This is a genomic window from Mycolicibacter sp. MU0083, from assembly GCF_963378075.1.
Lineage (GTDB): Bacteria > Actinomycetota > Actinomycetes > Mycobacteriales > Mycobacteriaceae > Mycobacterium > Mycobacterium kokjensenii.
Genome location: NZ_OY726394.1, coordinates 2,264,872 through 2,287,074, shown reverse-complemented (window position 1 = coordinate 2,287,074; position 22,203 = coordinate 2,264,872). Strand labels below are relative to the sequence as shown.

Here is a 22,203-nt window from a genome sequence, read left to right as displayed (position 1 = left end):
GGACACGAATCAGCAATGAGCACACTGGAAATCAAGGGACTGCACGTGAGTGTGTCGCCGGGCGGCGCCGGTGCCGACGGCGCGGAGTCCATCCCGATCCTGCACGGCGTCGACCTGACGGTGAAATCCGGCGAGACGCACGCCCTGATGGGGCCGAACGGATCGGGCAAGTCCACCCTGTCGTACGCGATCGCCGGTCACCCCAAATACACGGTGACGTCCGGCTCGATCACCCTCGACGGCCAGGACGTACTGGAGATGAGTATCGACGAACGGGCCCGGGCCGGGCTATTCCTGGCGATGCAGTACCCGGTCGAGGTGCCGGGGGTGTCGATGTCGAACTTCCTGCGGACCGCGGTGACCGCCGTGCGCGGCGAGGCGCCGAAACTGCGGACGTGGATCAAGGAGCAGCGCGCGGCGTTCGCCGACTTGGGGATCGACTCCGGCTTCGGCGAGCGCAACGTCAACGAGGGCTTCTCCGGCGGCGAGAAGAAGCGCCACGAGATCTTGCAACTGAGCCTGCTCAAGCCCAAGATCGCCATCCTCGACGAGACCGACTCCGGTCTGGACGTCGACGCGCTGCGGGTGGTCAGCGAAGGCGTGAACCGCTACCAGCAGGCCGAAAACGGCGGCGTGTTGGTGATCACCCACTACACCCGCATCCTGCGCTACATCAAGCCGCAGTTCGTGCACGTGTTCGCCGGCGGGCGGATCGTCGAGTCGGCCGGGCCGGAACTGGCCGACGAACTCGAGGCCAACGGCTACGAGCGCTTCACCGGGGCCGCAGCGGGGGCGTGACATGACGGTGTCAGACACGAAGTCGTCGGTGCAGCTGGACGTGGACGCGATCCGGGCAGACTTCCCGATCCTGAGCCGGGTGATGCGCGGTGGCAGCCGGCTGGCCTACCTGGATTCCGGGGCCACCTCGCAGCGGCCGTTGCCGGTGCTCGACGCCGAACGGGACTTCCTGCTCAACTCCAACGGCGCGGTACACCGCGGCGCACACCAGTTGATGGAGGAGGCCACCGACGCCTACGAGGACGGTCGCTCGGCGATCGCGGGCTTCGTCGGCGCGGACGCCGACGAGCTGGTGTTCACCAAGAACGCCACCGAATCGCTGAACCTGGTCTCCTACGTCCTCGGCGACAACCGTTTTGCGGCCGCGGTCGGCCCGGGCGACGTGATCGTCACCACCGAACTGGAACACCACGCGAACCTGATTCCCTGGCAGGAACTCGCGCGTCGTACCGGTGCCACGCTGCGCTGGTATGAGGCGACCCCGGACGGGCGTATCGACCTGGATTCGCTGGAACTCGACGAGCGGGTGAAGGTCGTCGCCTTCACCCACCAGTCCAACGTCACCGGCGCGCTGGCGCCGGTCGGCGAACTGGTGTCCCGGGCGCGGGCGGTGGGCGCGTTCACGGTGCTCGACGCCTGCCAGTCGGTGCCACACCAGCCGGTCGACTTCCACGCCCTAGGCGTCGATTTCGCGGCGTTCTCCGGTCATAAAATGTTGGGCCCCAACGGTATCGGGGTGCTCTACGGGCGTCGTGAGTTGCTGGGGGAGCTGCCGCCGTTCTTGACCGGCGGATCGATGATCGAGACGGTCACCATGGCGTCGAGCACCTATGCGCCGCCCCCGCAACGCTTCGAGGCCGGCACCCCGATGACCTCCCAGGTGGTCGGGCTGGCCGCGGCCGCCCGCTACCTGGATGCGATCGGGATGGAGGCGGTGGCGGCCCACGAACGCGAACTGGTGGCCGCCGCACTCGAGGGACTCGCCGAGATCCCCGGCGTGCGCATCGTCGGGCCGACCAGCATGGTCGACCGCGCCTCACCGGTGGCGTTCGTGATCGACAGCGTGCACGCCCACGATGTGGGGCAGGTACTCGACGACGACGGTGTCGCGGTCCGGGTGGGCCACCACTGCGCGATGCCGTTGCACCGCAAGTTCAACGTGGCCGCGACCGCACGGGCGTCGTTCGCCGTCTACAACACCCACGAGGAGGTGGAGCGCTTGCTGGCGGGTGTTCGCCGGGCCGTGGACTTCTTCGCTGGGAGCGTGGCGTAGTGCGTCTGGAGCAGTTCTACCAAGAGGTGATCCTCGATCACTACAAACACCCGCAGCATCGCGGGCTCCGGGAGCCCTACGGCGCCGAGGTACACCACGTCAACCCCACCTGCGGCGACGAATTGACGCTGCGGGTGGCGCTGTCGCCCGACGGCGAGCAGATCGCCGACGTGTCCTATGACGGCCAGGGCTGCTCGATCTCGCAGGCGGCCACCTCAGTGCTGGCCGACCAGGTGATCGGCACCACGGTGGAGCAGGCGTTGACGACCTTCGACGCGTTCCACGAGATGGTCTCGTCGCGGGGCGCGGTGGAAGGCGACGAAGACGTGCTCGGCGACGGCGTCGCATTCGCCGGGGTCGCCAAATACCCGGCGCGGGTCAAATGCGCACTGCTGGGCTGGATGGCGTTCAAAGATGCACTGGCACAGGCACTGGCCAAGACGGAACAAAACACACTGGCGTGAGTCAGTCCGACAATCCAGGAGATGAAGCGATGAGCGAAACCGGAACCGACGAACTGCTCGCCGAGGTCGAGGAATCGATGCACGACGTCATCGACCCCGAGATCGGCATCAACGTCGTCGACCTGGGGCTGATGTACGGCCTGGACGTCCGCCAGGATGAAGACGGCCCGACCGCGGTCGTCACCATGACGCTCACCTCGCCGGCCTGCCCGCTGCAGGACATGATCGCCGAGCAGATCGAGAACGCCACCGTCGGCGCCGGATTGGTCAAGAAGGTCGACCTCACCTGGGTCTGGGAGCCCGCCTGGGGCCCGGACAAGATCACCGACGAGGGCCGCGAGATGATGCGCGCGGTCGGGTTCACGGTCTAGGCGTGCCGGCCGGCGAGTTCTGGCTCTGCCGGACCTGCGGCGTCGAGCACGCCGCGACACCCCGGGTCTGCGCGATCTGCGCCGATGATCGGCAATGGGTGCCCGCCGACGGCCAGCACTGGGCGACGCTGGACGCGCTGGCCGCCGAGGGGATGTCCTGCTACACCGTCGAGTTGGAGCCCGGGCTGATCGGCGTCGGTAACAACCCGCCCCTGGGCATCGGCCAGTTGGGCAAGCTGGTGTGCACACCGCGCGGCAACGTGTTGTGGGATCCGCCGGGTTTCCTCGACGACGCCGCGGTGGCGGCCGTGCACGAACGGGGACCGGTCCTGGGCGTCGTCACCAGCCATCCGCACATGTTCGGCGCCCAGACCGAATGGAGCCGCCGACTCGGCGGAGTACCGGTGTATGTCAACGCCGCCGACAGGGAATGGGTGATGCGGCCGGACCCGGCGATCAGCTACTGGTCGGGTCGGCTGGACCTCGCGCCGGGGCTGGCCGTATGCCAGGTCGGTGGTCACTTCCCGGGCAGTTCCGCCCTGTGCTGGGCGGCCGGGGCCGAGGGGCGCGGTGTGCTGCTGGTCGGCGACACCATTTTTCCCAACCCGGACCGGCGCACCGTGGCGTTCCTGCGCAGCTACCCGAACCGCATTCCGTTGTCGGCGGCCGTGGTGCTGCGGATGGCCGACACGTTGGAGCGGCTGCGGTTCGACCGCATCTACGGGCTGCACACCAACACCATCGACACCGATGCCGCAGCGGCGGTCCGCTTCTCGGCGGACCGGCACGCTGCCTGGGCACGCGGCGATCACGACGACCTCACCTGACCCGTGGGTACCGGTCGCTGCCATACTCGTCGCGTGAACCGCGTAAGGCCTCTGGCGGCGGTCGACTCCAAGTGAGGAAGATGCGGACACGGTGACGACGAGCAGACGACGGTTCCTGACCGGGATGGCCGCCGCCGCGGCGGGGACCGCGGTCGGCGGTCTGGCTGCGTGTGGTTCGCCGCGCCCCGGGGTCGACACCATCTTCGTCGGCGGCCCGGTGGTGACCGTCGCCCCCGGCGCACCCGAAGCCGAGGCGCTCGCGGTGACCGGCGGAAAGATCGCCCGTGTCGGCACGGCCGACGAGGTGATGCAGCTACGGGGATCGGCCACCACGGTCATCGACCTGCGGGGGCGCGCGCTGCTGCCGGCGTTCGTGGAACCGCACGGTCATCCCTTCGAGATGGGCTCCACCCTGGCGCCGCCGGCCATCGACGTGCGGCCCTTCACGGTGCCGACCGCGGGCGGGGTGTTCACCAAGCTCGCCGAGGCGGTGGCCGACACCCCCAAGGGACAGCCGATCCTGCTCAACGGGGTGGACCCGCTGCTGCAGACCGGCCTGCAGCCCTTCACCCGCACCGAGCTGTCCCGGCTGGCGCCCAACAATCCGGTCGTGATCGTCGCCAACAGCGGCCATGCCGCCTACGGCAACACCGCGGCGTTCAACGCCGCCGGAATCACCAAGACCACCCCGAACCCGGTCGGGGCGCAGTTCCTGCACTCGCGTGACGGGCAGCTCACCGGTGAGGTGCGCGAAGCCGCTGCGGTGATGGCACTGCTGGCACCGTTCTCCGGAGCCATCCTGGCCAACGTCGGAGACAATCTGCGCTGGGCCTACTCCCAACTGGCACGGGCCGGGATCGCCACGGCCACCGAGCACTCCTACGACTCGCGGGCCCAGGGTGAGGTGTTCGGCAAACTCGCCCAACAGGACGACTGCGCGGTGCGGATCCGCGCCTATGAGATCGGCACCCCGGAGTTGGCGGCGGACTCGGAGAACATCCGGGGCAGGCGGGCCCACGCCGACGTGCTGTTCGACAAGATCGGGATGAAGATCTGGGCCGACGGATCGCCCTGGCAGGGAAACATCTTCACCACGTTCCCGTACCTGACCAATGCCACCACCGCGGGCATGGGGCTCGGACCGAACCATCGCGGCGGGTTGAACTACACCCCGGAACAGATCCGGGAACTGACGCAGGCGTTCGTGGATCAACGGTGGCAGGTGTCCTGCCACGTGCACGGCGACGCCGCGGTGGACGTGGTGCTGGATGCTTTCGAGCAGGCGCGCACCTCCCCGGCGCTGCGGCCCCGGATCGAACACGTCGGTGCCATGCGGCCGGACCAGTTCGGCCGGGCCGCCCAGCTGGGCATCACCCCGAGCATGTTCATCGAACACATCTACTTCTGGGGAGATGTGCTGGTGGACAAGCTGTTCGGCCCCGAACACGGTTCTCGTTGGATGTCGGCCCGCTCGGCGCTGGACGCCGGGCTGCGGCTGTCGTTCCACAACGACGGCACCGTCACCCCGCCGAACCCGATCGGCAACATCGCCACCGCGGTGAACCGGATCGCCAAGGGCAGCGGCCGGGTGCTGGCACCCGAGCAGTGCATCGGGATCGACGCGGCGATCCGGGCCCAGACCATCAACGCCGCCTGGCAGGTGCACCTGGATCGCGAGGTCGGCAGCCTGGAGGCCGGCAAGTACGCCGATCTGGTGGTGCTGTCGCACAATCCGCGCAGCGTGCCGCCCGAGGAACTGCGCGACGTCGCGGTGGAGGCCACCTTCCTGATGGGTCGGCAGACCTACGGGAAGCTGCTGGGGTAGCGGTAACCGCTAGCCGAAGGCCCAGTGCCAGGCGCGGTTGAGCGGGGTGAGCACCCCCCATGACGACGAATCGTCGGTGGGTTCGGCCGCATCCTCGTCGGGTTTCTGGCTACGGTCGACCTCCAGGCTGCCCTTGATCTCCTGGTAGGCGGCGACCATGGCCAGTACCTTGTCGGCGCTGTCCGACGGCGGGCTGTCCGGTGTGGCGGCGACACCGTACAGTGCCGCATCCAACCGGCTGATCACGTCGTCACGTCGTTCGGCGATCAACGCACGCTGGCGTTCCTGCTCGAGAGATTCGTCGATCAGGCGGGCCCGATTCGCGCATTCTTCCAGGAGTTTGGCTCGCGCATTCGCCTTCCGCCACAACGCCTCCGCGCTGCGTTTGGCGTCGGCGAGTCGCGTGCGGTCTTCGTCGGTGTGGTCGGGTATTGCCTTCAGTTCATCGGCGAGCCGGCGCAACTGCGCACCGGCCTCCACGCTCGCGGTGATCATCGCCAGATCGGGGGTGAAATCCAGATCATCGGGATCACCGAGCCAACCCAGGCGGGCCGCCTCGGTTGCGCAGACCCGTGCCGCCGCAGCGTCCGCCCGCTCGATCAGCTTGACGGCGGACTCGCCGATCTCCGCGATCCGCGCCTTGCGGTCGGCCTTCCGTCGTTCGATCGCCCGCCGCTCCCGTTCCTCGGCCTCCTTGCGGGCCGCCTCTCGCTTGCGGTCCTCGACTCGCTTGCGGGCCGCGGCACGTTCCTGCGCTTCGGCCTTCTCGCGGGCGGTTTGCTTCTCCGCGGTCCGGCGGGCCAACGCCGCTGCGGTGCGTTGCCGCTGTTCTTCGGCCTCCACCGCGGCTTGTCGCTGCCGCTGGAAATACTCCACACCAGCCACCACACCCGCCAAGGCGGCCATGATCAGTAACGGGATCCAGAACTGGCCGATAGCGACGACGAACGCGCCGCCCACTTTGGCGATAACGGCGCCGATCCCGCCCAGCACAGCGGAGACGACGAGAAACAGCAGGCCTATGGTCGCGTTGTCCCAGGAATCTCGGCGTTGCCCCACTGAAGTGCACCTTTCTGGACTATTCGCCGAAGAGGCTAGCGCAGGGCTGCGACAGATCCGATGGTCGGTCTCTACGCGGAAAGTCGATACCCCGAGGTCGGCGGCCCCGAGGCCGGCAACTACGCCGATCTGGTGGTGCTGTCGCGCCATCCGCGCGGCGTCCAGTCCCGCCCGCGGGCTTCAGTCCCGCTTGGTCCCGCTCATCATGAGAAAGGGCGTTCCCGGGATCCGCTGCACGGCCGTATCGGTGAGCGGACGGTCGGACAGCGCGGCACGCGCCTCATCGAGATCGAGTCCCTGCCCGGCGACATAGGTCCGAAACATCCACAAGTAGGGGATCCGCAGCGGTGCCGGCAGACCGACGTCACGCACGAACCGTTTCGCATCGGGAAGACGACAACCACGGTCGACCTCGGCGATCAGCAGGCGGCCGTCGTTCTTCAGGCACCGAAGCATCTCGTCGATGCCCCGGTCGCGGTCGGGCCTCGCTTGTGGGCAGGGTGTTGACGCGCGCGTTCGCCCGTGCCGTTTGTTCGGCGGACAGGTCGATGCCGGTCACGCTGACACCGGCATGACGTTTCACGAGATGGAGAGCGAATTGTCCGCCCCCGGAACCGATTTCGAGAATCGATGCGGTCGCGCCAGGGGTGGGCACCGCCCGGGTCAGGAGCGGTGACACCGATTCGTGCACGGCGTCGGCGACGAACCTGTCGTAGAACCACGACATCGACGGCGAGTACTTCGCGGTGATGTCCGTCGTTGCCACGGCGTGCCCTCCTCGGGGCCCGGAGACGACCGCGGGCCGCCGAGGAATCGGCGGCCCGCGCATCGTCTGCTGGTCGACTACATCGGGGGCTCGGGGCAGGCCTGGCCGTCGCCGGGCGCCCACACGGTGATCCGCTTGGCCTGCAGCACGCCGTCGTCGTCGTTGGCGCCGCGGGCGGCGACACACTTACCGGTGCTGATCGACGGCCCGCTGACGGTGACCAGGCGGTGCACATGCGTGTTGTCGTCGATCGTCACGGTGGTGGGGCCGTTCGCGCCGGCCACGGTCACGGTGTCACCGGACACCGACTCCACCACACCGCGGACCCCGCGGTGCGATTTTGCCGGCTTGGCGGGGTCGGCGGGGCGCTGCTCGCAGTTACCGTCGGTCTTGATCGCCACGAACTTCGCGGTGATCGCACCGCTCTCGGCGGGCGCGCTGTCTTTACCGGCGCCGGCCTTGATGCAGGTGCCGACGGTGATCTCGGCGCGCTGGGCGGGCACGGACTCGAAGATCTTGGTGGCGTCGGTGTAGGCGACCACGGCGGTGCCGGCGGGACGCGCGACCTCGAAGGTGTTGCCGGATGTCGACGAGACGGGGCCGATGACCCGGTCACCGTCGGCGTGGGCCAGTGCCGGAACGAACAGTGCGCCGGCGGCGAACAGTGCGGCGGCGCCGGTGAGTGTGCGGATCGCCGGGGCGGTGGTGCTGGGGCGGGCGGACATCAGCGTTTTTCTCCGTTCGTCGGTGCCCGGCGGCGTGGTGTCGCCGGGCAGTGCTTCCACCGTCGATGGTCGACTTAGCGACCAGCTAGCTCTGTGCTGTGAGCCCGCTGTGTAGGTCGATCCGGGTCTGGACGGAGCCGACCGGGAACACCGCGGGGCAGACGGGCGTTAGGTCCATCATGGCAACCCAAGACCTCACCTCAGCGCAATTCGAAGAAACCATCGCCGGCAACGACATCGTGCTCGTCGATTTCTGGGCTTCCTGGTGCGGGCCGTGCAAGGCGTTCGCGCCGACGTTCGCGGCCGTCTCCGAGAAGCACCCCGACGTGGTGTTCGCCAAGGTCGACACTGAGGCCGAACAGCAGCTGGCCGCTGCCGCCCAGATCCGGTCCATCCCCACCCTGATGGCGTTCAAGAAGGGCACCCTGGTGTTCAACCAGGCCGGCGCCCTGCCCGCGGCGGCACTGGAGAATCTGGTCCAGCAGGTCAAGGACCTCGACCTGGAGGCGGCCCTGGCCGAACAGGCGTCGCAGGGCAAGCCCGAACAGGTCTGAGGTGCCGCACGCGATAGCGTGCATCCGTGCCCACCGCATCCCAGTCCGGCTCCGAGTTCGTCCTCGTCGAGCGCCCGCGCCCGCATGTCGCACTGATCACGCTCAACCGCCCGGAGCGGATGAACTCGATGGCGTTCGACGTGATGGTGCCGCTGCGCGATGTGCTGGCCGAGGTCGGCTACGACAACGACGTGCGGGTGGTGGTGCTGACCGGGGCCGGCCGGGGATTCTCCTCCGGCGCCGACCACAAGTCGGCCGGGTCGGTGCCGCACGTGGCCGGCCTGACCCGGCCCACCTTCGGGCTGCGGTCGATGGAGTTGCTCGATGACATCATCCTGGCGTTGCGGCGGCTGCATCAGCCGGTGATCGCCGCGGTCAACGGTGCGGCGATCGGCGGCGGGTTGTGCCTGGCGTTGGCGGCCGATATCCGGGTCGCCGCATCGGGGGCCTACTTCCGGGCTGCCGGCATCAACAACGGGCTGACCGCCAGCGAGCTGGGCCTGAGCTATCTGTTGCCGCGGGCGATCGGGGCGTCGCGGGCGTTCGAGATCATGCTCACCGGCCGCGACGTCGACGCGGGCGAAGCCGAGCGGATCGGCTTGGTCTCGCAGGTGGTGGAACAGCCGGATCTGCTCGAAACCTGCTATGCGATGGCCGAGCGGATCGCCGGTTTCTCCCGGCCGGGGGCCGAGTTGACCAAGCGGACGCTCTGGAGCGGACTCGACGCCGGTAGTCTGGAGGGGCACATGCAGGCCGAGGGACTCGGACAACTCTATGTGCGCCTGCTGACCAGCAACTTCGAGGAAGCCGTCGCTGCGCGCGCCGAGAAGCGCCCACCGGTCTTCACCGACGACAAGTAGTCGGTACCGACGACACCTAGCTCACGACAGGAGTACGCGCGCGTGATTACCGCAACGGGCCTGGAGGTCCGCGCCGGAGCGCGCACCCTGCTCGACTCGATTGATTCGGTGCTGCGCGTGCAGCCCGGCGACCGGATCGGCCTGGTCGGCCGCAACGGTGCCGGCAAGACCACCACGATGCGCATCCTCGCCGGCGAGGGTGAGCCCTACGCCGGCACCATCACCCGCACCGGTGAGGTCGGCTACCTGCCGCAGGACCCCCGGGAGGGCAACCTCGACGTGCTGGCCCGCGACCGGGTGCTCTCGGCGCGTGGCCTCGACACGATCCTGGCCGACCTGGAGAAGCAGCAGGTGCTGATGGCCGAGGTCGTCGACGACACCGAGCGCGACCGGGCCATCCGCCGCTACGGCCAGCTCGAGGAGCGGTTCTCCGCACTGGGCGGCTACGCCGCCGAGAGCGAGGCGGGCCGGATCTGCACCAGCCTGGGCCTGCCGGACCGGGTGTTGACCCAGCCGCTGCGCACGCTCTCCGGCGGTCAGCGCCGACGGGTGGAGTTGGCCCGCATCCTGTTCGCCGCCGGCGAGGGAGGTGCCGGAGGTGCGGGATCGGGCACCACGCTGCTGCTCGACGAGCCGACCAACCACCTCGACGCCGACTCGATCGGCTGGCTGCGCGACTTCCTCAAGAACCACAGCGGGGGACTGGTGCTGATCAGCCACGACGTGGACCTGCTGGCCGATGTGGTCAACCGGGTGTGGTTCCTCGACGCGGTACGCGGTGAGGCCGACGTCTACAACATGGGCTGGCAGAAGTACCTCGACGCCCGCGCGACCGATGAACAGCGTCGCCGCCGGGAGCGGGCCAACGCCGAGCGCAAGGTCGCCGCGCTGCGCAGCCAGGCGGCCAAGCTGGGCGCCAAGGCGACCAAAGCCGTTGCCGCACAGAACATGTTGCGTCGAGCCGACCGGATGCTGGCCGCACTCGATGAGGAACGGGTCGCCGACAAGGTCGCCCGCATCAAATTCCCCACGCCGGCCGCCTGCGGAAAGACCCCGCTGATGGCCAGCGGGCTGACCAAGATGTACGGCTCGCTGGAGGTGTTCAGCGGCGTGGACCTGGCCATCGACCGGGGATCGCGGGTGGTGGTGCTGGGGCTCAACGGTGCCGGCAAGACCACCCTCCTGCGGGTGCTGGCCGGCGCGGAGATCCCCGACGCAGGCCGGCTCGAACCCGGCCACGGTTGCAAGATCGGCTATTTCGCCCAGGAACACGACACCATCGACAACGCCGCCACGGTGTGGGAGAACATCCGCCACGCGGCCCCCGACACCTCCGAGCAGGATCTGCGCGGACTGTTGGGTGCGTTCATGTTCACCGGGCCGCAACTGGAGCAGGCGGCCGGCACCCTGTCCGGCGGTGAGAAGACCCGGTTGGCGCTGGCCGGGTTGGTGGCCTCCACCGCGAACGTGCTGCTGCTCGATGAGCCGACCAACAACCTCGACCCGGCATCACGGGAGCAGGTGCTCGACGCGCTGCGCAGCTATGCCGGTGCGGTGGTGTTGGTGACCCACGACCCGGGCGCGGCGGAAGCGCTGGACCCGCAGCGGGTGGTGCTGCTGCCCGACGGCACCGAGGATCACTGGTCGGCGGACTACCGCGACCTGATCGAACTGGCCTAGAAGCCCCCGCCGTTCGGCGCCCCGATAATTCGCCGAAAGTCGCCCGACGGCGTCGTCGCGTTCATACGCTGAAGCCGTCCAATGGCGGGCGAGGGATGGTGAGGCGACGTGGCGACGACGACAAAACCCAACAAGCAGCGCGATCGGCAACTGGTCGAGCTTCGCAACGCCTACGAGAGGGGAGCGAGCATCCGAACCCTGGCGGCCACCACCGGGCGATCGTACGGGTCGGTGCACAGCATGCTGCGGGAGGCGGGTGTGGCGATGCGCAGTCGCGGTGGCCCCAACCACCGCTCCCGCCCGCGCTAGCCCCACACATACATGCGCGAGCGTGCGTGTCTGTACACGACACGCCGCTTGTAGACGGCAGTCTGCGCACGCTCGCGCAGCGCCATGCCGAGCCGAAATCAGCTCTGCCGCACCGAATCCTCGACCAGATCGAGGACGGCCGACAGCCGGCCGGGATCTTCGCCGGAGGCCAGTCGTGCCACCAGTCCGTCGAGCACCAGATCCAGGTAGCAGTGCAACACGTCGCCGGGCACATCGTCGCGCAACCGACCGGCCTGCTTCTGCCGATGCAGCCGATCCGTTGTCGCAGCGGACAATTCGGCTGACCGTTCCGCCCAGCCGCGACTGAACTCCGGATCGTGCCGCAGTTTACGGGCGATCTCCAGCCGGGTGGCCAGCCAGTCGAACTGCTCCGGCGCCGCGAGCATCTCACGCATCACACCGATCAGGCCCTCCCGCGAGACGAGATCGGCCATCCGCTGGGCGTCCTCGCGGGCCAGCTCGAAGAACAGGGTGTCCTTGTCGCGGAAGTGATGGAAGATCGCCCCCCGCGACAAGCCCACCGTCTGCTCCAACCGTCGCACCGTCGCCTGGTCGTAGCCGTAGGCGGCGAAGCACCGGCGTGCGCCATCGAGGATCTGGCGGCGCCGCGCCGCCAGATGGTCCTCGCTGACCCTGGGCATCAGCTGATCGCTGCTTGCCGGGCTACTTCGACTTGAGCATGTTGCGCAGTACGTACTGCAGGATGCCGCCGTTGCGGTAGTAGTCGGCCTCGCCGGGGGTGTCGATACGCACCACCGCGTCGAACTCGATCTTGTCGCCGTCTTCTTTGGTGGCGGTGACGTGCACGGTCTTGGGCGTCTTGCCGGCGTTGAGCTCCTCGATACCGACGATGTCGAAGGTCTCGGTGCCGTCCAGGCCCAGCGACTTGGCGCTCTCACCGGCCGGGAACTGCAGCGGGATCACGCCCATACCGATCAGGTTCGACCGGTGGATGCGCTCGAAGGACTCGGTGATGACCGCCTTGACGCCCAGCAGCGTGGTGCCCTTGGCCGCCCAGTCACGCGACGAGCCGGAGCCGTACTCCTTGCCGCCCAACACCACCAGCGGGATACCGGCCTTCTGGTAGTTCATGCACGCGTTGTAGATGAACTCCTTCGGGCCACCCTCCTGGGTGAAGTCACGGGTGTAACCGCCCTGGGTGCCCTCCAGGCCGATGGTGTCCAGGATCCGGTTCTGCAGGCGGATGTTGGCGAAGGTGCCGCGGACCATCACCTCGTGGTTGCCGCGTCGGCTGCCCAGCGAGTTGTAGTCCTTGCGTGCGACCCCGTGGGCGTCGAGGTAGTCCGCCGCCGGGGTGCCGGGCTTGATCGGGCCGGCCGGGCTGATGTGGTCGGTGGTCACCGAGTCGCCCAGCAGTGCCATCACGCGGGCGCCGCTGATGTCGGAGACCGGCGAGGGCTCCAGGCCCATCCCGTCGAAGTAGGGCGCCTTGCGCACGTAGGTCGACGAGTCGTCCCAGGCGAAGGTGTCACCGTCGGGGGTGGGCAGGTTGCGCCAGTTCTCGTCGCCCTTGAACACGTCGGCGTAGGACTTGCGGAACATGTCCTGGCTGATCGCGGACTTGATGGTGTCGTCGATCTCCTGGGCCGACGGCCAGATGTCGCGCAGGAAGACGTCGTTGCCTTGCGGGTCCTTGCCCAGCGCATCGGTCTCGAAGTCGAAGTCCATGGTGCCGGCCAGCGCGTAGGCGATCACCAGCGGCGGCGACGCCAGGTAGTTCATCTTGACGTCGGGGGAGATGCGGCCCTCGAAGTTGCGGTTACCCGAGAGCACCGCGGTGACCGTGAGGTCCTGTTCGTTGACCGCCTTGGAGATCTCCTCGGGCAGCGGGCCGGTGTTACCGATACAGGTGGTGCAGCCGTAGCCGCCCAGGTAGAAGCCGAGCTTCTCCAGGTAGGGCCACAGGCCGGCCTTCTCGTAGTAGTCGGTGACGACCTGCGAACCCGGCGCCATGTTGGTCTTGACCCACGGCTTGGTGCTCAGGCCCTTCTCGACGGCGTTGCGGGCCAGCAGGGCGGCGCCGATCATCACCGACGGGTTGGAGGTGTTGGTGCACGACGTGATGCCGGCGACGGCGACCGCGCCGTGGTCGAGGATGAACTCACCCCGGTCGCAGCTGACCCGGACCGGCTTGCTCGGCCGGCCCTCGCAGCCGGCCGCGGCCGACGGCAGGGCCACCGCGTCGTCGTCGGCGAAGCTCAGCTTGACCGGGTCGGACGCCGGGAAGGTGTCCTCGAGGGCATCGTCGAGCTTGGTGTGCGGTGCCGGCAGGTCCTCGCCCACGTAGTTGTGGATGTCCTTGCGGAAGGCGATCTTGCTCTCCGACAACAGGATCCGGTCCTGCGGGCGCTTCGGGCCTGCGATCGAGGGAACCACGGTCGACAGGTCCAGCTCCAGGTACTCGGAGAAGGCCGGCTCGTGGTCGGGGTCGTGCCACATGCCCTGGGCCTTGGCGTAGGCCTCGACCAGCGCGAGCTGCTCGTCGGTGCGGCCGGTCAGCCGCAGGTAGTTGATGGTCTCGCCGTCGATCGGGAAGATCGCGCAGGTGGAGCCGAACTCCGGGCTCATGTTGCCCAGCGTGGCGCGGTTGGCCAGCGGCACCTCGGCCACGCCCTTGCCGTAGAACTCGACGAACTTGCCGACCACACCGTGGCGACGCAGCATGTCGGTGACGGTCAGCACCACGTCGGTGGCGGTGACGCCGGGCTGGATCTCACCGGTCAGCTTGAAGCCGACGACGCGGGGGATCAGCATCGACACCGGCTGGCCCAGCATGGCGGCCTCGGCCTCGATACCGCCGACGCCCCAGCCCAGCACACCCAGGCCGTTCTCCATGGTGGTGTGGCTGTCGGTGCCCACGCAGGTGTCCGGGTAGGCCTGACCGTTGCGGACCATGACGGTGCGGGCCAGGTATTCGATGTTGACCTGGTGCACGATGCCGGTGCCCGGCGGGACGACCTTGAAGTCGTCGAAGGCGCCCTGGCCCCAGCGCAGGAACTGGTAGCGCTCGGCGTTGCGCTCGTATTCGAGGGCGACGTTGCGCTCGAAGGCGTCGGCGGTGCCGAAGACGTCGAGGATCACGGAGTGGTCGATGACCATCTCGGCCGGCGAGAGCGGGTTGACCTTGTTCGGGTCGCCGCCCAGGGCGGTGACGGCCTCACGCATGGTGGCCAGGTCGACCACGCAGGGCACGCCGGTGAAGTCCTGCATGATCACCCGGGCGGGGGTGAACTGGATCTCGATGCTCGGCTCGGCGTTCGGGTCCCAGTTCGCGATGGCGTTGATGTGCTCTTTGGTGATGTTGGCGCCGTCTTCGGTGCGCAGCAGGTTCTCCGCGAGCACCTTGAGGCTGTACGGGAGTTTCTCGGTGCCCGGCACGGCATCGAGGCGGTAGATCTCATAGCTCTGGTCACCCACGGTCAGGGTGTTACGGGCTCCGAACGAATTCACCGATTCTGTGTTGGTCACTTCAACTCCCCGGGATCGAGTCCTGATTCATCGACGGGTCCGCGCCGACGAGCGCACTAACCGTAACAGTACGTTTGTCCTGTATAAAGTAAGGTTCACCTCACCTGGGCGGGATTGATACCGTCATCAACCGTGACGATCCAGCACCCGCCGGCCTACATTCCCGGCGAGCTCTGCATCACCGTCGGCCTCGATCCGGCCACGCCGCCCGACGACTGCATGGCACTGGTCAAGGTGGCCGTCGCCGCCGACGGGGTCAGCGCCCCGGCGGCCGACGTCCCGGCGCTGCGCGAAGTGGTGGCCGACGCGGCACGCGACGGCATCGACCTGAAGATCGTCGAGGTGGCCCGCAATCCGGGGATGGACACCGCACTGCGCGACGTGGCCACCGTGGTGGGCTACGACTATCCCGACGCCACCGTCCTGGTGCTCAGCACCAATTTCGTCGGCAGCTACAGCGGGCGGTTTCACCGATCCAAGCTCGAGGTCGCCGAGGATCACGCCAAAACCGGTGACCCGGTGGTCTCGGCGCAGAATTTCCTCCATGAATTGACCACCCCGGATCTGCCCTGGACGGGAATCACGGTGGTGTTATTGGCGGGGGTGGCGGCAGCGGCCGTCGGAACCCGGTTCCTGCAGCGGCGCAGCAAACGCATCGCCGACGGTGCGGATTCCTCCGAATAGGAATATTCACCAGTTCAGATTGGCTTTTTGGCGGTCGATGATGGCCGTCGGGTGATTCGTGGCAAATATGTAGGTCACGTAATGGTCACAACCAGCTCAATAACAACGATGTAGTTTGTTACGAACGTTTCTCCAGTGACTCATGTGACGTATGGTCGCTAATGGCGCAGTTGTTGCATGTGATGTTTCTGTGCTTTTGCCACCGGCCGAAGTGCGGCGCCGCCTGCCCCCAGTCCGAGGAGATCCCAGCCGAATGACACGCATCCGTCGTGGCGCCGATGGCTCTGCTTTCCGTCGGTCGGCCCGGTTCGCCCAGCCGGTGACGGCCTCGGTCCTGAGCGCCGCGCTGCTGCTGGGCACCCCCGGCCTGGCAGTGGCCGCCCCCACGGCGGACCCCGACGGCATCGCGGCGCTGATCGCCGACGTCGCCGAGGCCAACCAGCAGTTGCAGAACCTGGGTGCACAGATCGCCGAAGAGAAGGAAAGCGTCAACAAGGCGCTGGTGGACCTGCAGACCGCACGTGAAGAAGCCGACGCGGCCCAGCACGAGGTGGAGGCGGGCCGGCAGGCGATCGCCGACGCCGACGCCGCGATCGTCGCCGCCCAGAAGCGGTTCAACACCTTCGCCGCATCGACCTACATGAACGGCCCCTCGGACAGCTACCTCACCGCGACGAACCCGTCGGAGATGATCGCGACGGCGGCGGCCGGGCAGGCCCTGGCGCTCAGCTCACAGCAGGTGCTGGACAACCTCAAACGGGCCCGCATCGAGCAGGTGAACAAGGAATCGGCGGCCCGGCTGGCCAAGGAGCGGGCCGACCGAGCGGTCGCCGACGCCCAGTCGAGCCAGGACGCCGCGGTCGCGGCGCTCACCGACACCCAGCGCAAGTTCGGTGAACAACAGGTCGAAATCGACCGGCTCGCCGCCCAACGCAGTCAGGCCCAGGCCAAACTCGTCGCGGCCCGCGGCCACCGCCAGCCCCAGGCCGCACCGGCCCCGTCCGGCGCACCCGATGGCGATCGGTGGGGCAACCCCGTCGGCCCCGACGCCGGGCCGGCAGCCGGCGCCGGACCCGAACAGTGGGACGGCCCCTGGGACCCGACCCTGCCGATGGTTCCCAGCGCCGACATCCCCGGCGATCCGATCGCCGTCATCAACCAGGTTCTCGGGATCTCCCAGACCTCGGCGCAGGTGACCGCGAATCTGGGGCAGAAGTTCCTGCAGTCGATCGGCCTGGCCAAGCCCGACGACACCGGGATCAACAACGGCAAGATCCCGCGGGTCTACGGCCGGCAGGCCTCCGAGTACGTGATCCGTCGCGCCATGTCGCAACGCGGGGTGCCCTACTCGTGGGGTGGGGGCACCGCCGCGGGACCGGGCCGCGGCATCGGCTCCGGTGCGGGCACCGTCGGCTTCGACTGCTCCGGGCTGATCCTCTACGCCTTCGCCGGGGTCGGCATCAAACTGCCGCACTACTCGGGTTCGCAGTACAAGATGGGCCGCCAGATCCCGACCGCGCTGGCGCGTCGCGGCGACGTCATCTTCTACGGGCCCGGCGGCAGCCAGCACGTGACGCTCTACCTCGGCAACGGCCAGATGCTGGAGGCGCCCGACGTCGGCCAGGTGGTGAAGGTGTCGCCGGTACGCAAGAGCGGGATGACGCCCTTCGTAGTCCGATACATCGAATACTGACGGCGGAGTGATGCAACAGATTTTCAGGCGCTTTATCCACGTCACCGCGTCGCTGCTCGCGGCGACGACGGTGATGCTCGGCCTGGCCGGTCCGGCCGAAGCCGAACCGGGCTGGGACCCCACGCTGCCGGCGACCATCAGCGCCGGTGCCCCCGGCGACCCGCTGGCGATCGCCAACGCATCGCTGCAGGCCACCGCGCAGGCCACCCAGACCACCATGGACCTGGGCCGCAAGTTCCTGTCCGGCCTGGGCATCAACATCGGTGACGACTCGGCCGGAAACGTCGCACCCGGCCAGCGGGTGCACGGCAAGCAGGCGATCGAGTACGTCATCCGCCGCGCCGGTTCGCAGATGGGGGTGCCCTACTCGTGGGGCGGCGGATCGTTGACCGGCCCCAGCAAGGGCATCGACTCCGGTGCCGGAACGGTCGGCTTCGACTGCTCGGGGCTGATGCGGTACGCGTTCGCCGGGGTCGGGGTGCTGATCCCGAGGTTCTCCGGCGACCAGTACAACGCCGGCCGGCACATCCCGCGCAACCAGGCCCGGCGCGGTGACCTGATCCTGTACGGGCCCGGCGGCGGCCAGCACGTCGCGATGTTCCTGGGCGGCGGCAAGATGCTGGAGGCCTCCGGGAGCGCCGGCAAGGTCGTCATCAGCCCGGTGCGCACCGCCGGGATGACGCCATACCTGACCCGGATCATCGAGTACTGACGGGCCTTACGTCGACGGATGTCGCGAACCCTGGAATAGTGAAACGCGGACCCCATGGGGCCCGTCGGCCCTGTGCCGTGCAAGCAGTGAGAGTCTGACCGACCTTTGTGGAGGATTTGTCGATGACGTCATCGGAAGGGACGCCCGCGGGCGCCAGCGGTTTCCCGACTTCGGCGGGGGCCGAGGCAGGCGCGTCCGGCGGAGGCGGACTCGCTGCCGAGGTGCACGCGCTGGAGCGGGCCATCTTCGAGGTCAAGCGTGTCATCGTCGGCCAGGACCAGCTGGTCGAGCGCATCCTGGTCGGCCTGCTCGCCAAGGGGCACGTGCTGCTCGAAGGCGTTCCCGGTGTCGCCAAGACCCTGGCCGTGGAGACCTTCGCCCGGGTGGTCGGCGGATCCTTCGCCCGCATCCAGTTCACTCCGGATCTGGTGCCGACCGACATCATCGGTACCCGCATCTACCGGCAGGGCCGGGAGGAGTTCGACACCGAACTGGGCCCGGTGATGACCAACTTCCTGCTCGCCGACGAGATCAACCGCGCACCGGCCAAGGTGCAGTCGGCGTTGCTGGAGGTCATGCAGGAACGCAAGGTCTCCATCGGCGGGAAGAGCTTCGCGCTGCCCAACCCGTTCCTGGTCATGGCCACCCAGAACCCGATCGAGCACGAGGGCGTCTACCCGCTGCCCGAGGCGCAGCGCGACCGCTTCCTGTTCAAGATCAACGTCAGCTACCCGTCGCCGGAAGAAGAGCGGGAGATCATCTACCGGATGGGCGTCGCCCCGCCGGAGCCCAAGCAGATCCTCAGCACCGCCGACCTGGTGCGGCTGCAGAACCTGGCCGCCAACAACTTCGTGCATCACGCGCTGGTGGACTACGTGGTGCGGGTCATCACCGCGACGCGCCAGCCCGAGCAGTTCGGCATGCCCGACGTGAAGAACTGGCTGTCGTTCGGTGCCTCGCCGCGTGCCTCGTTGGGCATCATCAGCGCTTCGCGGGCGCTGGCCCTGGTGCGCGGGCGCGACTACGTGATCCCGCAGGACGTCATCGAGGTCATCCCCGACGTGCTGCGGCACCGGCTGGTGCTGTCCTACGACGCGCTCGCCGACGAGATCACTCCGGAGATCGTCATCAACCGGGTCCTGCAGACGGTTCCGCTGCCGCAGGTGAACGCCGTTCCGCAGCAGCAGCCCTCGCCGGCCGCGGGTGCCCCGACCGTGGCGGCTGTGGCCGGCGGTCGGTGAGCGACGCCGCGCCCGGGGCTGGATCGACTCAGCAACCCGGGACCGCCACCACGCCGCCGTCGATGCTGCGCGGCGGAATCCGCGACCCGAAACTGGCCGCCGCGCTGCGCACCCTCGAGCTGACCGTCAAACGCAAGCTCGACGGGGTGTTGCACGGCGACCACCTCGGCCTGATCCCGGGACCGGGCTCCGAGCCCGGTGAGTCCCGCCTTTATCAGCCTGGCGACGACGTCCGGCGGATGGACTGGTCGGTGACCGCGCGCACCACCCATCCCCACGTCCGCCAGATGATCGCCGACCGCGAACTGGAGACCTGGCTGGTGGTCGACATGTCGGCCAGCATGGATTTCGGCACCGCGAACTGCGAGAAGCGTGACCTGGCGATGGCCGCGGCCTCGGCCATCGTCTACCTCAACAGCGGCGGCGGGAACCGGTTGGGCGCCCTGGTGGCCAACGGCGAGCGGGTGGTGCGGGTGCCGGCCCGTACCGGGCGCAACCACGAGCAGTCGCTGCTGCGCACCATCGCCACCACGCCGCGGGCTCCCGCGGGGGTGCGCGGTGATCTGGCGGCGGCCATCGACGCCCTGCGCCGCCCGGAACGGCGGCGCGGCATGGCCGTCATCATCAGCGACTTCCTCGGACCGATCAACTGGATGCGCCCGCTGCGGGCGATCGCGGCCCGGCACGAGGTACTGGGCATCGAGGTGCTCGATCCGCGTGACGTCGAGTTGCCCGACGTCGGCGACGTGGTGCTGCAGGACACCGAATCCGGGGTGACCCGCGAATTCACCATCGACGCGAAACTGCAGGACGATTTCGCCCGGGCGGCCGAAGCACACCGCACCGACGTCGCGCGCGCACTGCGCAGTTGCGGTGCACCGGTGCTGAGCCTGCGCACCGACCGGGACTGGATCGCCGACATCGTTCGATTCGTCGAGTCACGCCGGCGCGGCGCGCTGGCGGGGATGCCGTGAACTCGACTCGTACAAAGACAGGTCTGCTATGACATTGCCGCTCCTCGGGCCGATGACGCTGGGTGGGTTCGCGCACCCGTGGTTCTTCCTGTTCGTACTGGTCATCCTGGGGCTGATCGGGCTGTACATCCTGATGCAGGTGGCCCGGCACCGGCGGATCCTGCGGTTCGCCAACATGGAGTTGCTGGAGAGCGTGGCGCCGAAGTCGCCGACCCGCTGGCGGCACCTGTCGGCGATCCTGCTGATCAGCTCACTGCTGCTGTTCACCGTGGCGATGGCCGGACCCACCCACGACATCCGTATCCCGCGCAACCGCGCGGTGGTGATGCTGGTGATCGACGTGTCGCAGTCGATGCGCGCCACCGACGTCGCCCCCAGCCGGCTGGCCGCCGCGCAGGAAGCCGGCAAGCAGTTCGCCGACGAGCTGACCGCGGGTATCAACCTGGGGCTGATCGCCTACGCCGGCACGGCGACCGTGCTGACCTCGCCGACCACCAACCGCGAGGCCACCAAAGCCGCGATCGACAAACTGCAGCTGGCCGACCGCACCGCCACCGGGGAGGGCATCTTCACCGCGTTGCAGGCGATCGCGACGGTGGGCGCCGTGATCGGCGGCGGGGACACCCCGCCGCCGGCCCGTATCGTGCTGCTCTCCGACGGCAAGGAGACGGTGCCGTCCAACCCGGATAACCCCAAGGGGGCCTACACCGCGGCGCGCACCGCCAAGGACCAGGGGGTGCCGGTCTCGACGATCTCGTTCGGCACCGCCTACGGCTACGTCGAGATCAACGAGCAGCGGCAGCCGGTTCCGGTCGACGACGACTCGCTGAAGAAGATCGCCGACCTGTCCGGCGGCACCGCCTACACCGCCTCCAGCCTGCAACAGCTCAAAGAGGTCTACGCGACCCTGCAGGACCAGATCGGGTTCGAGACCATTCGCGGCGACGCCAGCACCGGCTGGCTGCGGTTGGGAGCGTTCGTGCTGGCGGCCGCGGCATTCGCGGCGCTCCTGCTCAACCGGCGGTTGCCCGCCTAGACCTGACGGCGGCGTTGACTCTGCGCTCCGGGCGCAGAAGTGCGAGTAGAGCGCGCCCTCAACGCAGAGTCAACGGATTCGTCCGATAAGTTATGTCGGTGACTGACAGCGAAACGCCTGGCGGTAAACCGCCCTTCGTGTCCCGTTCCGTCCTGGTCACCGGTGGCAACCGGGGGATCGGCCTGGCGATTGCGCAGCGGCTCGCCGCCGACGGCCACAAGGTCGCGGTGACCCACCGCGGTTCCGGCGCCCCGGAGGGGCTGTTCGGGGTCGTGTGCGATGTCACCGACAACGACGCCGTGGACCGCGCATTCAAAGAGGTCGAGGAGCACCAGGGCCCGGTCGAGGTGCTGGTGGCCAACGCCGGCATCTCCAAGGACGCATTCCTGATGCGGATGACCGAGGAGCGCTTCGAAGAGGTCATCAACGCCAACCTCACCGGCGCCTTCCGGGTCACCCAGCGGGCGTCGCGCAGCATGCAGCGCAAGCGCTTCGGCCGGATCATCTACATCGGATCGGTCTCGGGCATGTGGGGCATCGGCAACCAGGCGAACTACGCCGCGGCCAAGGCGGGGTTGATCGGCATGGCCCGCTCGATCTCACGCGAGCTGTCCAAGGCCGGCGTCACCGCCAACGTGGTGGCCCCCGGCTACATCGACACCGAAATGACCCGCGCCCTCGATGAGCGGATCCAGGAGGGTGCGTTGGAGTTCATCCCGGCTAAGCGGGTCGGCACCGCCGAGGAGGTGGCCGGGGCGGTCAGCTTCCTGGCGTCGGAGGACGCCGGTTACATCGCCGGGGCGGTCATTCCCGTCGACGGCGGCATGGGCATGGGCCACTAG

At 68.4% G+C, this 22,203-nt stretch carries 23 protein-coding genes; 17 read left to right on the top strand and 6 right to left on the bottom strand.

Translation table 11 applies throughout. The features are described from left to right. Positions 1-15 precede the first annotated feature (15 nt). The 6 genes from sufC (at position 16) to RCP38_RS10490 (ending at position 5,558) form a co-directional block, all read left to right on the top strand. Complete coding sequence (gene sufC, locus RCP38_RS10515) at positions 16-798, top strand: Fe-S cluster assembly ATPase SufC (protein ID WP_308472925.1); 783 nt, start codon at positions 16-18, stop codon at positions 796-798. Between the two features lies 1 nt (position 799). Continuing rightward, positions 800-2,071 carry a cysteine desulfurase gene (locus RCP38_RS10510; protein WP_308472924.1) on the top strand — a complete coding sequence of 424 codons (1,272 nt, stop codon included), beginning with the start codon at positions 800-802 and terminating at the stop codon, positions 2,069-2,071. Then, positions 2,071-2,535, top strand: coding sequence for a Fe-S cluster assembly sulfur transfer protein SufU (gene sufU, locus RCP38_RS10505; protein WP_308472923.1), 465 nt, complete (start codon positions 2,071-2,073; stop codon positions 2,533-2,535). Before RCP38_RS10510 ends, sufU begins: the two co-directional genes overlap by 1 nt. Positions 2,536-2,564: 29 nt before the next feature. After that, on the top strand, positions 2,565-2,906 hold the full coding sequence (locus tag RCP38_RS10500; RefSeq protein ID WP_308472922.1) for a metal-sulfur cluster assembly factor: 342 nt from the start codon (positions 2,565-2,567) through the stop codon (positions 2,904-2,906). A 2-nt stretch (positions 2,907-2,908) separates the two neighbouring features. After that, positions 2,909-3,733, top strand: coding sequence for an MBL fold metallo-hydrolase (locus RCP38_RS10495; RefSeq protein ID WP_308472921.1), 825 nt, complete (start codon positions 2,909-2,911; stop codon positions 3,731-3,733). 91 nt (positions 3,734-3,824) lie between these two features. Beyond that, positions 3,825-5,558, top strand: coding sequence for an amidohydrolase (locus tag RCP38_RS10490; RefSeq protein WP_308472920.1), 1,734 nt, complete (start codon positions 3,825-3,827; stop codon positions 5,556-5,558). Between the two features lie 9 nt (positions 5,559-5,567). Here RCP38_RS10490 and RCP38_RS10485 read toward each other — a convergent pair whose 3' ends face one another. The 4 genes from RCP38_RS10485 to RCP38_RS10470 all read right to left on the bottom strand — a co-directional run bounded on the left by RCP38_RS10485 (position 5,568) and on the right by RCP38_RS10470 (position 8,108). Then, positions 5,568-6,617 (bottom strand): hypothetical protein, encoded by a 1,050-nt coding sequence (locus RCP38_RS10485; protein WP_308472919.1) that lies wholly within the window; start codon positions 6,615-6,617, stop codon positions 5,568-5,570. 180 nt (positions 6,618-6,797) lie between these two features. Continuing rightward, positions 6,798-6,989 (bottom strand): hypothetical protein, encoded by a 192-nt coding sequence (locus RCP38_RS10480; RefSeq protein ID WP_308472918.1) that lies wholly within the window; start codon positions 6,987-6,989, stop codon positions 6,798-6,800. Next, complete coding sequence (locus RCP38_RS10475) at positions 6,982-7,383, bottom strand: SAM-dependent methyltransferase (RefSeq protein WP_308472917.1); 402 nt, start codon at positions 7,381-7,383, stop codon at positions 6,982-6,984. The genes RCP38_RS10480 and RCP38_RS10475 overlap by 8 nt, the downstream gene beginning before the upstream one ends. 77 nt (positions 7,384-7,460) lie before the next feature. Next, on the bottom strand, positions 7,461-8,108 hold the full coding sequence (locus RCP38_RS10470) for a DUF5666 domain-containing protein (RefSeq protein WP_308472916.1): 648 nt from the start codon (positions 8,106-8,108) through the stop codon (positions 7,461-7,463). Between the two features lie 179 nt (positions 8,109-8,287). Here RCP38_RS10470 and trxA point away from each other — a divergent pair, with 179 nt between their 5' ends. The 4 genes from trxA to RCP38_RS10450 all read left to right on the top strand — a co-directional run bounded on the left by trxA (position 8,288) and on the right by RCP38_RS10450 (position 11,511). Then, a complete protein-coding gene (gene trxA, locus RCP38_RS10465) occupies positions 8,288-8,662 on the top strand; it encodes a thioredoxin (RefSeq protein ID WP_308472915.1) in 375 nt (124 codons plus the stop codon). Between the two features lie 26 nt (positions 8,663-8,688). After that, complete coding sequence (locus RCP38_RS10460) at positions 8,689-9,522, top strand: enoyl-CoA hydratase (protein WP_308472914.1); 834 nt, start codon at positions 8,689-8,691, stop codon at positions 9,520-9,522. Positions 9,523-9,564: 42 nt separating this feature from the next. Then, the gene (locus tag RCP38_RS10455; protein ID WP_308472913.1) at positions 9,565-11,202 is read left to right on the top strand and encodes an ABC-F family ATP-binding cassette domain-containing protein; all 1,638 of its coding nucleotides are present in this window, start codon (positions 9,565-9,567) and stop codon (positions 11,200-11,202) included. Positions 11,203-11,310: 108 nt separating this feature from the next. Further along, a complete protein-coding gene (locus tag RCP38_RS10450) occupies positions 11,311-11,511 on the top strand; it encodes a helix-turn-helix domain-containing protein (RefSeq protein ID WP_308472912.1) in 201 nt (66 codons plus the stop codon). Positions 11,512-11,609: 98 nt separating this feature from the next. On the opposite strand, the gene RCP38_RS10445 is transcribed toward RCP38_RS10450, so the two are convergent. Together RCP38_RS10445 and RCP38_RS10440 are read right to left on the bottom strand one after the other, a co-directional pair. Beyond that, a complete protein-coding gene (locus RCP38_RS10445) occupies positions 11,610-12,173 on the bottom strand; it encodes a TetR/AcrR family transcriptional regulator (protein ID WP_308472911.1) in 564 nt (187 codons plus the stop codon). A 22-nt stretch (positions 12,174-12,195) separates the two neighbouring features. Next, the gene (locus tag RCP38_RS10440; protein WP_308472910.1) at positions 12,196-15,021 is read right to left on the bottom strand and encodes an aconitate hydratase; all 2,826 of its coding nucleotides are present in this window, start codon (positions 15,019-15,021) and stop codon (positions 12,196-12,198) included. A gap of 177 nt (positions 15,022-15,198) precedes the next feature. On the opposite strand from RCP38_RS10440, the gene RCP38_RS10435 reads away from it, so the two are divergent. The 7 genes from RCP38_RS10435 (at position 15,199) to fabG1 (ending at position 22,203) form a co-directional block, all read left to right on the top strand. Then, on the top strand, positions 15,199-15,705 hold the full coding sequence (locus RCP38_RS10435; protein WP_308477189.1) for an Rv1476 family membrane protein: 507 nt from the start codon (positions 15,199-15,201) through the stop codon (positions 15,703-15,705). A 262-nt stretch (positions 15,706-15,967) separates the two neighbouring features. After that, positions 15,968-17,398: an NlpC/P60 family peptidoglycan endopeptidase RipA gene (gene ripA, locus RCP38_RS10430; protein WP_308477187.1), complete on the top strand. Its 1,431-nt coding sequence runs from the start codon at positions 15,968-15,970 to the stop codon at positions 17,396-17,398. Between the two features lie 10 nt (positions 17,399-17,408). Beyond that, a complete protein-coding gene (gene ripB, locus RCP38_RS10425; RefSeq protein WP_308472909.1) occupies positions 17,409-18,110 on the top strand; it encodes an NlpC/P60 family peptidoglycan endopeptidase RipB in 702 nt (233 codons plus the stop codon). A 122-nt stretch (positions 18,111-18,232) separates the two neighbouring features. Next, on the top strand, positions 18,233-19,351 hold the full coding sequence (moxR1, locus tag RCP38_RS10420) for a chaperone MoxR1 (protein WP_308472908.1): 1,119 nt from the start codon (positions 18,233-18,235) through the stop codon (positions 19,349-19,351). 62 nt (positions 19,352-19,413) lie between these two features. Continuing rightward, complete coding sequence (locus RCP38_RS10415) at positions 19,414-20,325, top strand: DUF58 domain-containing protein (RefSeq protein WP_308477186.1); 912 nt, start codon at positions 19,414-19,416, stop codon at positions 20,323-20,325. A gap of 28 nt (positions 20,326-20,353) precedes the next feature. Next, positions 20,354-21,361, top strand: coding sequence for a VWA domain-containing protein (locus RCP38_RS10410; protein WP_308472907.1), 1,008 nt, complete (start codon positions 20,354-20,356; stop codon positions 21,359-21,361). A 92-nt stretch (positions 21,362-21,453) separates the two neighbouring features. Then, complete coding sequence (gene fabG1 / locus RCP38_RS10405; protein ID WP_373692337.1) at positions 21,454-22,203, top strand: 3-oxoacyl-ACP reductase FabG1; 750 nt, start codon at positions 21,454-21,456, stop codon at positions 22,201-22,203.